Source organism: Amycolatopsis sp. NPDC004368, assembly GCF_053602515.1.
Map to the genome: position 1 here is coordinate 238762 of NZ_JBSGDT010000007.1, position 12912 is coordinate 251673.

Sequence of the window (12912 nt, forward strand, 5' to 3'; positions counted from 1 at the left end):
ACTCCTTCGTGCGGGGACTCCTTGGCCCAGAATGACTTAAGCGCTTCAGAGGGTCAAGGTCGCGCTATGCTCCGCCGATGACGAGCACCCGGCGCCGGCGGCCGACGCTGGACGACGTCGCCTCGGCGGTGGGGGTGTCGCGGGCGACCGTCTCGAACGCCTACAACCGGCCGGACCAGCTGTCCGCGCAGCTGCGGGAACAGGTGCTGCGCGCGGCCAAGGACCTCGGTTACCCGGGGCCGAACCCCACCGCGCGCAGCCTGGCGACCAGCCGCACGGGGGCCATCGCGTTCCTGCTCGACGCGTCGCTGTCGGCGGCGTTTTCGGATCCGGCATTGTCGATCACGCTCGACGCGCTCGCGAAGGCCGTCGAGCCCGCCGGCCATGCCCTGTTGCTCCTGCCCGGCGGCGACGCCCACGGCGGCCCACCGTCCGAACGCGTGCTGGCGGCCCAGGCGGACATCGCCGTCGCCTACTCCCTCGCCGACGCCAGCCCCGCGCTGGAGACCGTGCGCGCCCGCGGCCTGCCCCTGGTGGTCATCGACCAGCCCCTCCTGCCCACCACGGCCCGCGTCGGCTGCGACGACCGCGGCGGCGCCGCCCTGGCCGCCCGGCACCTGCTCGACCTGGGCCACCGCCGCTTCGCGATCCTGTCTGCGCCCCGGGCGTCTCTCGAAGGGCCCTCGGGTCTGGACTCCGCCCTCGCGAGCTCGTTCCACGGCACCCGCGAACGCCTGGCGGGCTACTTGTCGACTCTTCGGGCGGCGGGCGTCACCGACATCGCCGTGGCCGAAGCCCCGTGGCTCTCGGCCGACACGGCCCGCGCGAGCGCGTTGGAGCTGCTCGGTTCCTCACCGCGCCCCACCGCCGTGCTGTGCATGTCCGACCAGCTCGCGCTGGCCGCCGTCGCCGCCGCGCGCCGGCTCGGCCTGCGCGTGCCCGACGACGTCTCGGTGGTCGGCTTCGACGACACCCCCCAGGCCGCCTGGGCGGAGCCCCCGCTCACCACCGTCCGCCAGGACCTGGCCGGCAAGGGCCGCACCGCCGGCGAACTCGTGCTGAGCCTGCTTTCCGGCTCGGCCCCGCCACCTCCGGTCGTGCTGCCGGTGTCCCTGGTCCGCCGAAACAGCACGGCCGCCGTTTAGCAATACCGTTCACCGATCTGTGGACAACTCGTCCTGATCGGGCGACGAAACACTACTTGTCCACAGACGTAGGAATGCGGGCAGACAAACCCGGCTTCGCGCGCCATCGTGGAAACACACATTCCACGGCGCTCCCGATTCGGGGATCGCCACGAGGGGGGAGTTCCCACGATGTTCCGCCGCCTGCTTCCGAAACTGCCCACATTCCCCGGCGCTTGGCCCGCGACGCCTCTTCGTCGCCCCGGCCTGCCTTCCCGCCTGCCCCGCGTCCTGCTCCTGGCCACGGCCGGCTTGCTTGCGGGCTCGGGCCTGGCCTCGGCCTCGCCAGCTGCTGTCCCTGCTGCTGGCGCTGTCCCTGCCTCTGCCGCTGTCTCTGCCGCCCCCGCTTCACGCGCAGCTTCAGACCCGGCGTGCACCGTCGGCGAACTGTGCCTCTGGACCGCCGACACCTACTCGGGCACCACCCAGCACTACGACCTCCGCACCGCCAACCCGGAGGATTGCATTCCCCTGCCCGAGGGATTCGAAGGGCATTCCTTCGTCAACCGCCTGACCCGCGACGTCACCATCTACCAAAGCGAAGAATGCACGACCGAGGGAGACTTCACCACCTACCCGGGTGGCGGCACTTACGTTCCGCAGTCCCCGTTCGTGGTGCGGGCGATCAAAATCTGGAACTGATCGCTCCGCACCCAGGTAGCCGGGACCCGCAGTCCTCTCCGCCCCCGGCCCGGTCGCCACGGCTCCCTGCTGCCCGGCGGCCGGCCGGTCCCCACCGCCTCTCCGACTGCAGCACATGACGCGTGACCCCGCCCACCGCGCCGGCTGGCGCATCAGTCCGGTCATCGCGGTGCAGGCACTCGCTTCTCTCCGATGCACTCGGCTCCGGGCTTCGGCGCACCGCCGGGACCGGACGCCGCGACCCCCTGCCGCCGGGCAGGCCCCACCGTCCCTCCACCTGCGTCCCTGCACCCCCGCCCACCCGCGGGCCCTGGCCTGGCCCATCAACGCGCTGACCGTGATCACTCGGCAGCCGGCCTCGCCAAGCCGACCAACTCCACCGGCCGTGTGAGCCCAAGCCAATCAACGATGGGGGCTCTACCGGACCGCCGTCCGCTCGGCACCCGGATCCATCCGACCTCCAGCTGCGCTCGCTGCTCCATCCACTTCACCACGCGCCGCGGGGTCGGACCGAGCTGCCGACCCACCGCCCGTGCGTTCCGGAGCCCGACCCGGCCCCGGAGCCAACCAACCCATGGACCCCTCGACCGGGGCCCCTGATCGGTCATCCCGCGGCCCCCACCGCGCCGCCCAGCCGATCACCGGCCCCCGGGGCCGCCCCCGAGCGGCCCCACCCCCGTGGGCGCGCCACCTTCCCCGTGTCGAGCGCGCCCACGGGGCCATTCCCCCCGGTCCCCACCGGTGTCCCCGCCCCTCCGAACGAGCGCCCGAGTTCCGCACCACAAGACCCTCCATCACCCCTGGCCGAAGTCCCTCTCGACGAACCCCGGAGGACCCCCGATGCACCCCCCACCCCGACCCACCTGACCACCGAACCCACCCCCGTGGTGATCCCACCCGTTCGAGCGGGATGTCGTGGACCAGCAACCTGCCCGGGAACGCGCCGGGCACCGGATGAACCCCTGGTGAACACCCCCACACGCCTCCCCGGCGCTGAAGACCAAGATCACCCGCGCGAGGTCGAGCCGGGAGCGTGGCGGCCGGAGAATCCGGCCAACGAGACCTGAAACGATTCGACGGTGTCGAACGATCGAGAGGATGGCGACGACTAAGCTGCCGGTGCTGGAGATCGGCAACCGTCGTCGACCCGGGCCCTCGTAGCTCAGCTGGATAGAGCAAGAGCCTTCTAATCTCTAGGTCGCAGGTTCGAGTCCTGCCGGGGGCACCACCAGCGGAAATGCCGCGCGCCCAAGAGCGCGCGGCATCCGCCGAAGCCGGGAATCGTCGTCGCACCAGTGGGCACGGTGTGCGCCCACTGTGGACGGCCCGAAGAGGCCCCGGCCGAGCGCCGATCGGGCCGCACCACCGGACGCCGGAGTGCGCAGCGGCCGAATGGGCCAACGGCGGCGCCCCGAGTTCCACTTGAGACACGCTTGTTATCTCCTGACGCCACGGCGAAATGCGCGACCGGACGATCACGCGCAGCCACAACGAACGGCGGCCACCCCAACCCGAGGACTCCGTGGACCAGAACGAATCGCGGCACCGCAGGCGGGCCGGGAACCAGGCGGCGCGGCCGATGTTCGCCGAGGCGCGCCGCGCCGGGCTCGTGCGGCGGCACCTGCTCAAGCTGCGCTACCTCGCGGATCACCCGCGGCAGCACGGTGAAACCGCGCCCACACCGTTCCCGGTCGCCGGCACACCGCGCAAACGCCGGAAGCCCCCTGAGGTTCAGCTCGCGTTCGACTTCGCCGATCAGCCCGAACGACGGGACAGCCACCGGACAGTCCACTTCGGACGCTGGCTGACACCCGACGGTAGGCGAACCGTATCGTCGAGTGACGAAACCGAGGGGAGACGTGGAGTGGACGTCGAGCAGGTGCGGGCAGCGGCGGTCGAACCCTACTTGGACGGGGTGCCGGTGCTCAGGGTCGTCGACGTCGTCGGCCGGCGGTCCGGGGAGGCGCGGCCGGTGGTGCTGAACGTGACACGGCTGGGCGGCAACCACTATGCCTGCGCGCCGGACGGCCGCGGCTGGATCCGCAACCTCCTGGCCGCCGGGTACTGCCGAGTGGAGCGCGACGGGCCGGAGGGGCGGGACACGGTCCGGCGCGTCCAGCCAGTGCACGGCGAGGAAGCGGGACAAGCCCTGAAGGCCCAGCGAAGCGCCGCGATCCAACCCCCTGGCCAGCCCACGACCGTGCTGCGCCTCGACCCCCTGGTCTGAGCCGGGCGAGTTAGGTGATGCACGTCATCTAACACTCCTAAATAGATGAGGGTAATAATCTAAATAAAGAGACCGGCCCACCCGAGGAGTCACGCAGATGTCCCAGACCAACCAGCTGACCGCGCCGAACCTCAAGATCGATGCCGCCAACGGCGTCACCTACGCCTACCGTCGCTTCGGCAACACCGAGCGCGACATCCGCCCGCTCGTGTTCCTGCAGCACTTCCGCGGCAACCTCGACAACTGGGACCCGCGGCTGATCGACGCGATCGCCGCCGAGCGTGAGGTGATCCCGTTCGACAACACGGGCGTCGGGGGCAGCTCGGGGGCCACCCCGCGCACCGTCACGGCCATGGCGCACGACGCGCTCGCCTTCATCGACGCCCTCGGCCTCACCGACGTCGACCTGCTGGGGTTCTCGCTCGGCGGGTTCGTCGCGCAGGAGCTCACCCTCATCCGCCCCCTGCTGGTGCACCGGATCGTGCTCGCCGGCACCAGCCACGAAGGCGGCTTCGGCTTCCACGGCTGGACCGGCGAGACCGCCACCGCCGCCACGTCCGACGAGCCGACCGCCGAGCACCTGCTGCACCTGTTTTTCGCCAAGACCCCGACCGGCGTCGAGAAGGGCTGGGAGTTCGTGCAGCGCATCTTCACGCGCACCGAGGACCGTGACGAAGGCACCTCGCTGGCGACCCGCGACGCGCAGCTCGACGCCATCAGCGCGTGGGGCATCCCGGACCCGAGCCGCGTCGCGCGCCTGGCCGGCATCACGCAGCCGGTGCTCGTGGCCAACGGGGACAACGACATCATGATCCCCACTCCCAACTCCCAGGTGCTGGCCGAAGCCCTGCCCAACGCCCGCCTGGAGATCTACCCGGGCGCCGGCCACGGCTTCCTGTTCCACTACGCCACCGAATTCGCCGGTGACGTCAACGCCTTCCTTGGCTGAGGGTCCACACGCGACGGAGGGCCGGCACCACCGGGTGCCGGCCCTCCGTCATGCACAAGTCCATTGAGGACCGATGACTAGGCGTGCGAAGTGTCCACCACTCGCTTGCGCGCCGCCTCGAGGATCTCGTCCGACAACGGATCCCCCGCCGTCGCCCGGGCCAGGTACAGCCCGCCCACGAGGGTCGCCAGCGTCGCCATGTGGTCTTCGCGCGTCGCGGACTCGCCGTCGAACTCCGCGAGCACGTCGAGGAACGAGCGCACCCCGTCGGCGTACGACTCGCGCAGCGGGCTCCCCTGCGCGTCACGCGCCGCCTCGCCGCCGAGCGCCGTCGCGGGGCACCCCACACCGGGCTCGTCCCGCGAAGCCTGCGACATGTACTCGGCCGCCATCTCCGCGCGCCGCTCGACCACCGGCGCGTCGGGAATGGCCCGCAACGCCGCCGCCAGCTGCTCGAACGCCTCCGCCGCCGCCTCCCCGGCCAGCGCTTCCTTCGACGCGAACTGCCGGTAGAACCCGCCCTGCGTCAGACCGACCTCACCCATCAGCTCGGCCACGCTGACCCCGCCGACGCCCCGCTCGCGGAACAGCCGCGCGGCCGCCGTCACGACCTCACTGCGGTGCCGATCGGCCTCGGCCCGCGAAACGCGTCCCATGCGTCCTCCTCGGAGTAAACCTCATCCCATGATATATGAGCGCCGTCATCTTTTCTGCCGGCCCAAGTCGCGGCACCCGCGACAGCGCACCAGGACGCGCGCAGTGACACGTTGGGGTGACCCGAGGATGGAACCACCGGAATCCGGGCATTTCCCGAAAGCGGAAACCCCGCATTCGCAGGAAAGGACGGCGAAGATGAAAACCCGAATCGCTTCGTTAGCCACGGCGGGCGCACTCGTGTGCGGCGGACTGGTGGCGACCGCACTGCCCGCGGCGGCCGACCAGGTACCCGGCAACCCGGACCGCTTCTACGCTTACTGCTCCATCGACGTGCTCGGCTTTCCCGTTTCCTGCACGGAAACCGACGCCGCACACGCTTCGCACGAATGCTCCTACGTGATCTACGGCGTGGACCTCACCCTCGCCTGCGAAAGAATCTGACGCGAGATCCGTCAGATCTGTCCGGCCCACGATTCCTCGCGCTCGGTACCGATGTCGGTGTCGTATCCGTGACCCGGGTGCACCACCGTTTCATCGGGCAGCACGAGCAATTTCCGGCGCACCGAATCGTGCAGCGTCGAGGTGCTCGACAGCACGTCGCCGGTCATACCGGGGCCGCCGGACAGCAGGGTGTCGCCGCTGAAGAGCAGGCCGTCGTCGGGCAGGTGCAAGCAGACCGAACCCGCCGTGTGACCCGGGGTGTGCAGCACGACCACCGGTGAGCCGGCGACCTCGAGCACCTGCCCGTCGGCCAGCTCGGCGTCGGGGCGACGACCGGGGTTGACCCGGGCCCACAGCCGGGCGTCACCCGGGTGCAGCAGCACGGGCGCGCCCGTCGCGTCCGCCAGGGCCAGGGCGGCGTCGGCGTGGTCGTTGTGCGCGTGGGTGCACAGGATCCCCAGCACGTCACGGCCGTCGATCGCGGCGGTGATCGCGGTCGAGTCGAAGCCGGCGTCGACCACGAGCACTTGGTCCTCGTCGCCGAGGAGCCAGATGTTCGTGTCGACGGCGAACGACACCCCGTCGAAGCGGTAGTTCCCGGCGGTCACCGTGAGATCGACGTCCACGTCCGGGACGATCGCACGCACCTCGCGCCCCGGTGGTCTCAATTAGCGACAGCCTCGATCAACGACAGCGCGGCCGCAGCCCGTCGACGAGCACCGCGATGGTCTCCTCCACCAGCTGCGCCACCGGCCGGGCGCCACTCATCCCGCTGGTCACGAGCGAGGCCAGCCCCTGCAGCGTCGCGAAGATCGCGAACTCCACACGCTCACCGGCCACCGCCTCACCGCTCGCCTGTGCGCGGGCGATCATCGCCGACGCCGAGGCGAACGTCCGGTCGGCCACCTCCCGCAGGTCACGCGCGTCCTCGCGGTTCTTCGCCGCGAACATCAGGTCGAGCAGCGCCGGGCGCCGCGTCGCGAACCCCACCCACGCGCGCGCGAAAGCCAGCAGCCCGTCGGCGAACGGCGCGTCATCGGCCACGCGCGCCGCTTCGAGCTCGCGCCCGAGCTGGTCGAAGCCCCGCTCCGCGAGCGCGTCGAGCAGCGCGCGCTTGTCGGCGAAGTGCTGACGGGGCGCACCGTGGCTCACACCGGCGTCGCGAGCGAGCTGCCGCAGCGACAGCTCGTCGGGGCCCGATTCCTCCAGCACGCGCTCGGCGTTGGAGAGCAGCACCGCCCGCAGGTTTCCGTGGTGGTAACCCGTGCGCGCCTCGGTCATGGCCGGAACCTTACGCGAGCGCAGACAGCGACAACACCTTGACGAACCCCGCGGGCCTCCCTAAGTTGTCCGGACATAGGACGTCGGACATCCCATGTCCTGGTCTTTCCATCGATCCCATCCCCACCGGTCCCATCCCCACTGACGAGGAGGCGGAACGTGTCACCGATCCGCAGGTTCGGGACGACTCTTCTCGCGGCAACCGCACTCGGCCTGCCCTTCACCCCGGCGGCCACGGCCGCTCCACCGCACCACGGCTGCACGTCGTCGGTGCCCTTCACCTCCGGCTCCGAGGGCTACGACACCTTCCGCATCCCCGCGGTGGTGCGGGCCGGCAACGGGTCGCTGATCGCGTTCGCCGAGGGCCGAAGAGACTCGGCCGGCGACTCGGGCGCCATCCAGACCGTGTCGAAGACCTCGCGTGACGGCGGCTGCACCTGGGGTCCGCTGACCGTCGTGGACAGCAACGGCGACAACACCGCCGGCAACCCGACACCCGTCCTCGCGCGCAACGGCGAGCTGGTGCTGCTCACCGTCCACAACGGACCGGTCAGCGAAAAGCAGATCATGGACGGCACCGCGTCCGATCAGGACACCCGCCGTGTGTTCCTCCTGCGCAGCAAGGACAACGGTCGCACCTGGACCAAAGCCCAGGACATCACCACCGAGACCAAGCTGCCCACCTGGCGCTGGTACGCCACCGGCCCCGGCCACGCCACCCTGCTGCGCCACGGCCCGCACGCCGGCCGGATCGTCGTGCCCGCCAACCACTCCAGCGCCCCGCCCGCCGGCTCGTCCGACCTCGGCACGGAAGCGAAGTACTACGGCGGCCACGACCTCTACAGTGACGACAACGGCCGCACCTGGCACATCGGCTTCACCGACGACCGCACCGACGGCGTGATCGCCGCCAACGAGACGTCGATGACCGAGCTGCCCACCGGCGCGCTGTACTTCACCAGCCGCAACCAGGGCTCCGCCGCCGAGCACCGCGTGGACGGCTACAGCTTCGACGGCGGGAAAACGCTCGTGAAGCCGTACCAGGTGCAGCCCGGGATCTCGGGCACGAAGGTGGAAGGCAGCGTGCTGCAGACCACGAAACCCTGGCTGCTGCTGTACTCCGGCCCGGCCAACCCGGCCACTCGCGCGGTGATGCAGCTGCGGCTCAGCTCCGACGGCGGGCACACGTGGCGCGCCGGCCGCACGCTCACCACGGGCCCGGCGGGGTACTCCGACCTCGTGCAGGCCGACCCCGCCACCGTCGGTCTCCTGTACGAGACCGGCACGGCCGGACCGTACGAACGTGTCGTGTTCCAGCGGATCACCGACGTGCGCTGACCCACACCTCGATCCTGCCGCGCCCGGCGGTGCGGCAGGATCGAGGGAACAGGAGGGGGCGCGAGTGAGCGACGAGCGGTGGATCCGGCGTTACCACCCGGCGGACGACGCACCGGCGAGGCTGGTCTTCCTGCCGCACGCGGGCGGCTCGGCGTCGTTCTTCCACCCGTTCTCCCAGGCGCTGTCCCCCGCGGCCGACGTGCTCACCGTGCAGTACCCGGGCCGCCAGGACCGGCTCGGTGAAGCTGCGCTCACACGCGTGCCCGAACTCGCCGACGCCATCACCCAGGCGCTGCTGCCGTGGTTCGACGTGCCGGTCGTGTTCTTCGGCCACAGCATGGGCGCGACGCTCGCGTACGAGGTCGCCCTGCGGCTCGAAGCGCGGGGCTCCGGCCCGCACTCCGTGGTCGTCTCCGCTCGCCGCGCGCCGTCCCGCCCGGACACCTCGGAACCCGTGCACCTGCGCGGCGACGACCACCTGATCGCCGAGGTCGCCCAGCTCAACGGCACCGATCCGCGCGTGTTCGAAGACCCGGAGCTGCGCGCCCTCGTGCTGCCCGCCCTGCGCGCCGACTACACCGCCATCGAGACCCACACCCACCCCGACGCCCCACCGCTCGCCGCGCCCATCCACGCGCACGCCGGGGCCGACGACCCGCGCGTGACCCCGGACGACGTGCGGGCCTGGGCCGCGCACACCACCGGCGGCTTCACCTTCACGACGCACCCCGGCGGGCACTTCTACCTCACCGAGCGGCTCGCCCACGTCGTGGCAGCGCTGCGCGAGACACTCGCCGACGCCCAGTAGGGTGCGCGAAATGGGACTGCGAAAGCTGATCAGCGGGTTCGGCAAGACCACCGCGTTCGCCGCGCTGGGCCGCGTGATCATGCCGGCCGACCGCGTGGTGCTGCGGGTGACCGGCGGACGCCTCGGCGTCGGCACCCCGCTGGGCGTGCCCGCCCTGCTGCTGACCACGATCGGGCGCACCAGCGGGGAACCGCGCCAGGTCCCGCTGCTCTACGTCGAGCGCGACGGTGGCCACGTCGTGGTCGGCTCCAACTGGGGCGGCGAGAAGCAGCCCGCGTGGTCGGCGAACCTGCTCGCGAACCCCGAGGCGACCATCACCATCCGCGGCGTGACCACCGAGGTGCGCGGCCGGCTGCTCGAAGGCGCCGAGCGCGAGGAGACGTGGCGGGCCGTGGCGAAATACTGGCCCGCGTACGACACGTACGCCGTGCGCGCCGCCCATCGCGAAATCCGGGTGTTCCACCTCTCGCCCCGGTAGCTTGGGCCATCCGGCCGAGCGAAGGAGAGGCGGATGCCGCACTACGCGATCCTGATCTACGAGCGCGAGTCGCCCGGCGGTGTCGCGGATCTTCCGCCCGAGCTGCTCGAAGAGCACGCCCGCGTCGAGGACCGCATCACCGCTTCGGGCGGCACGCTGATCGCCGGTTACGCGACCCAGCCGTCGGCGCTGACCCGGTCGCTTCGCGGCACGTCGGTCACGACCGGTCCCTTCGCGGTGAGCCCTGAGGCCATGGCGGGCTTTTTCATCGTCGACGCACGCGACCTCGACCACGCCGTGGAGATCGGCGGCTTCGTCCCGGTGCTCGACGGCGGCGTCGAGGTCCGCCCGCTGCTCGGCGGCTGACCGCCCTCAGCCCGCGAGCACGGGCGCCAGGCCGAACGCCTCGAACACCGCCGGGTCCTGGAACACGACGGTGTGCGCCACGCGCGCACCGGCGAGCGAGAACACCTGCAGCGTGTGCAGGCGGAAGGCGGCGCCGTTCCAGCAGTAGGCGGCGAAGGCGGGCTGGCCGTTGGCGTGCGTGCGCCGCAGCTGCCAGCGGGTGCCGCGCATCTCGAACACGCGCGCCATGAACCGGGCGTAGTCCGCGCGCCCCCGGAACCAGAGCGGCACGGGCGGCATCTCAAGCACGACGTCGTCGGTCAGCAACGCCACCAGCGCGTCGACGTCCGCGGCCTCGAACGCGCGGACGTACTCGTCGATCACCGCTTCTCCCGACTCGGTCAGCTCGTCGGCCGACACCCCGGCGACCCCGGCCCTGGCCCGCTGCAGCGCACTGTTGACCGAGGCCGTCGTCGTGCCGAGCAGCTCCGCCACCTCGGCGGCACTGAACTCGAGCACGTCGCGCAACACCAACACGGCCCTCTGCCGCGGCGGCAGCACCTGCATCGCCGCGACGAACGCCAGCCGCACCCCCGAACGCGCCGCTCTGACGGCCGCCGGATCCTCCGGCAGCGGCTGCAGCCACGGCACCTCGAACGCCGGCACGAGCGGCGCCTGCGGGTCCTCGCTCGGCGCACCCAGCCCCGTCGGCAACGGTCGCCGCGCGCGCCCTTCGAGCGCCGTGAGACACGCGTTGGTCGCGATGCGGTAGAGCCAGGTGCGCACCGAGGCGCGCGCGCTGTCGTAGCGATCCCACGCGCGCCAGGCCCGCAGCATCGTCTCCTGCACCAGGTCCTCGGCCTCGTGCACCGACCCGAGCAAGCGGTAGCAGTGCACCACCCACTCGGCCCGGTGCGGCGCGGTGCTGGCCGCGAAGTCGAGCACGTCTAGGGCTCCGTTGTCCGGCTTCGATGCGTTCGAGCAGCTCGCTCGTCACGCGCCTGCGTGCCGCCGCCGGTGCGGTCCGCTGTGGTCCAGGATTGTTCCGCAACGTTCGTGTCCACCCGGTTCCCCTCATCGCGATCCTGTGCCACCGAACAGAAACCCAAGCCCCCGCCAGACAAGCCCCCGCCAGACAAGCCCCCACCCTCCCGAGGCAGGGTTCCGGCAAAGTCGTTGTTGAGCTTGTCCCCGTTCGCCGGACACGCGGGGTGTGGCGTCAGCGATCGTGGTGTGGTGACGGTCGCTCGGGGTTGCGGGCTTCAAACTCGGCCGGGCTGAGCATCCCAATGCAGGAGTGTCGCCGTTCCGGGTTGTACCAGCATTCTATCCATTCGAAGATCGCGGTGGCAAGCTCGTCACGGGTTTCCCATGTTCTTGTGTCGAGTACTTCGAGTTGAAGTGTGCCCCAGAAGGATTCCATCATGGAATTGTCGTAGCAATCGCCTACGGTGCCCATGGAGGGTAGGATTCCGGCCGTTCGGAGTCGTTGTCCGAATGCCCAGGCCGTGAATTGCGATCCGTGGTCGGAATGCAGGATGGTACCGCCGGATTCGGGTTGGCGGCGGAGGGTGGCCATGCCGAGTGCGTCGATCACCAGCTCGGTGCGCATATGGTTGTTGATGGACCAGCCGATGATGCGCCGGGAATAGGCGTCCATGACGGCGGCACAGTACAGTTTCCCTTCTTTGGTGGGATGTTCGGTGATGTCGGTGAGCCACAGCCGGTTCGGGCCCTCGGCGGTGAATTTGCGGTTGACCAGGTCTTCGGCGGGCTCCTCGGCGGGGTTGCGGGTCGTGCAGCCGCGGCGTCGGCGTCGGTAGAGGCCTTGGATGCCGGCTTCGCGCATGAGCCGGGCCACTCATTTGTGGTTGACGTTCACGCCCATTTCGAGGGCGAGTTCCGCGTGCACGCGTGGCCACCCGTAGGTTCCGCGGGATTCGACGTGAATGGCCTCGATGTGTTTGAGTAGCAGTCTATTGTCCTGCTCCCTGGACGAGGGGGGCCGGTCGTGCCAGTCGTAATATCCCGACCGCGACACCTTCAGTACCCGGCAGGCCACCGCGACGTCGAAACCGTCAGCGGCGAGCTCGCGGACCAGCGGGTAGATTACTTTGGGAGAACGTTCTCCCGCGCGAAGTACGCGGCCGCCCGCTTGAGGATCTCATTTTCCATCTCGAGCTGGCGGGTTTTCTTCCGCAGCTGGGCAAGTTCCTTCTTCTCCGCGCTCGTCAAACGGGTCGTCGAGCCGTTCTCATCGGTCGCATCCTGGGCCATCCAGTTCCGCAGGCACGACTCGCTGATGCCCAGCTCTTTGGCCAGCTCAGCGACCGGTTTGGAGCCCTGACGGGCTAACTCGACGGCACGACGACGAAACTCAGGCGGGTGTGGTGCAGGCACCGGGACATCCTTCCTGGTGACCCAGGGTCACCTCAGGGCAGGTGTCCGAGCTGCGGGGACAAGCTCATTGTGGTGTTTAGGGGTGGATGCCGAGCAGGGTGAGGGCTCGGGTGGGGTTGCGGGTCATGTGGCGTAGTCCGGCGGCGATGTTGGTGTGTCCGG

At 70.5% G+C, this 12912-nt stretch carries 13 protein-coding genes, 1 tRNA gene and 1 pseudogene; 10 read left to right on the forward strand and 5 right to left on the reverse strand.

Annotated features, from left to right (window positions below; translation table 11 throughout):
* Nucleotides 1-77: 77 nt before the first annotated feature.
* The 5 genes from ACWEOE_RS13950 (at nucleotide 78) to ACWEOE_RS13970 (ending at nucleotide 5002) form a co-directional block, all read left to right on the forward strand.
* Nucleotides 78-1145 (forward strand): LacI family DNA-binding transcriptional regulator, encoded by a 1068-nt coding sequence (locus tag ACWEOE_RS13950; protein WP_452008170.1) that lies wholly within the window; start codon nucleotides 78-80, stop codon nucleotides 1143-1145.
* A gap of 171 nt (nucleotides 1146-1316) precedes the next feature.
* Nucleotides 1317-1826: a peptidase inhibitor family I36 protein gene (locus ACWEOE_RS13955; RefSeq protein WP_452008173.1), complete on the forward strand. Its 510-nt coding sequence runs from the start codon at nucleotides 1317-1319 to the stop codon at nucleotides 1824-1826.
* Nucleotides 1827-2977: 1151 nt separating this feature from the next.
* Nucleotides 2978-3054 (forward strand) — tRNA-Arg (locus tag ACWEOE_RS13960).
* A 231-nt stretch (nucleotides 3055-3285) separates the two neighbouring features.
* Complete coding sequence (locus ACWEOE_RS13965) at nucleotides 3286-4053, forward strand: hypothetical protein (protein WP_452008176.1); 768 nt, start codon at nucleotides 3286-3288, stop codon at nucleotides 4051-4053.
* A gap of 97 nt (nucleotides 4054-4150) precedes the next feature.
* The gene (locus ACWEOE_RS13970) at nucleotides 4151-5002 is read left to right on the forward strand and encodes an alpha/beta fold hydrolase (RefSeq protein ID WP_452008179.1); all 852 of its coding nucleotides are present in this window, start codon (nucleotides 4151-4153) and stop codon (nucleotides 5000-5002) included.
* Between the two features lie 77 nt (nucleotides 5003-5079).
* Here the strand turns inward: ACWEOE_RS13970 and ACWEOE_RS13975 are convergent, their stop codons facing one another.
* Entirely contained in the window at nucleotides 5080-5658 is a 579-nt protein-coding gene (locus ACWEOE_RS13975) for a TetR/AcrR family transcriptional regulator (RefSeq protein WP_452008182.1), read from the reverse strand.
* A 196-nt stretch (nucleotides 5659-5854) separates the two neighbouring features.
* Between ACWEOE_RS13975 and ACWEOE_RS13980 the strand changes: the two genes are divergently transcribed.
* Complete coding sequence (locus ACWEOE_RS13980; protein ID WP_452008185.1) at nucleotides 5855-6100, forward strand: hypothetical protein; 246 nt, start codon at nucleotides 5855-5857, stop codon at nucleotides 6098-6100.
* 11 nt (nucleotides 6101-6111) lie between these two features.
* Here the strand turns inward: ACWEOE_RS13980 and ACWEOE_RS13985 are convergent, their stop codons facing one another.
* Both ACWEOE_RS13985 and ACWEOE_RS13990 read right to left on the reverse strand, forming a co-directional pair.
* On the reverse strand, nucleotides 6112-6726 hold the full coding sequence (locus ACWEOE_RS13985; RefSeq protein WP_452008187.1) for an MBL fold metallo-hydrolase: 615 nt from the start codon (nucleotides 6724-6726) through the stop codon (nucleotides 6112-6114).
* Nucleotides 6727-6784: 58 nt separating this feature from the next.
* On the reverse strand, nucleotides 6785-7381 hold the full coding sequence (locus ACWEOE_RS13990; protein WP_452008190.1) for a TetR/AcrR family transcriptional regulator: 597 nt from the start codon (nucleotides 7379-7381) through the stop codon (nucleotides 6785-6787).
* Nucleotides 7382-7540: 159 nt separating this feature from the next.
* Between ACWEOE_RS13990 and ACWEOE_RS13995 the strand changes: the two genes are divergently transcribed.
* The 4 genes from ACWEOE_RS13995 (at nucleotide 7541) to ACWEOE_RS14010 (ending at nucleotide 10371) form a co-directional block, all read left to right on the forward strand.
* Nucleotides 7541-8719 (forward strand): sialidase family protein, encoded by a 1179-nt coding sequence (locus tag ACWEOE_RS13995; RefSeq protein ID WP_452008193.1) that lies wholly within the window; start codon nucleotides 7541-7543, stop codon nucleotides 8717-8719.
* Between the two features lie 64 nt (nucleotides 8720-8783).
* Complete coding sequence (locus tag ACWEOE_RS14000; RefSeq protein WP_452008195.1) at nucleotides 8784-9527, forward strand: thioesterase II family protein; 744 nt, start codon at nucleotides 8784-8786, stop codon at nucleotides 9525-9527.
* Between the two features lie 10 nt (nucleotides 9528-9537).
* A complete protein-coding gene (locus tag ACWEOE_RS14005; protein WP_452008198.1) occupies nucleotides 9538-10005 on the forward strand; it encodes a nitroreductase family deazaflavin-dependent oxidoreductase in 468 nt (155 codons plus the stop codon).
* A gap of 33 nt (nucleotides 10006-10038) precedes the next feature.
* A complete protein-coding gene (locus ACWEOE_RS14010) occupies nucleotides 10039-10371 on the forward strand; it encodes a YciI family protein (protein WP_452008200.1) in 333 nt (110 codons plus the stop codon).
* A 6-nt stretch (nucleotides 10372-10377) separates the two neighbouring features.
* Here the strand turns inward: ACWEOE_RS14010 and ACWEOE_RS14015 are convergent, their stop codons facing one another.
* Together ACWEOE_RS14015 and ACWEOE_RS14020 are read right to left on the reverse strand one after the other, a co-directional pair.
* A complete protein-coding gene (locus ACWEOE_RS14015; RefSeq protein ID WP_452008203.1) occupies nucleotides 10378-11295 on the reverse strand; it encodes a sigma-70 family RNA polymerase sigma factor in 918 nt (305 codons plus the stop codon).
* Between the two features lie 274 nt (nucleotides 11296-11569).
* Nucleotides 11570-12750, reverse strand: a pseudogene (locus ACWEOE_RS14020) (IS3 family transposase).
* Between the last annotated feature and the right edge of the window lie 162 nt (nucleotides 12751-12912).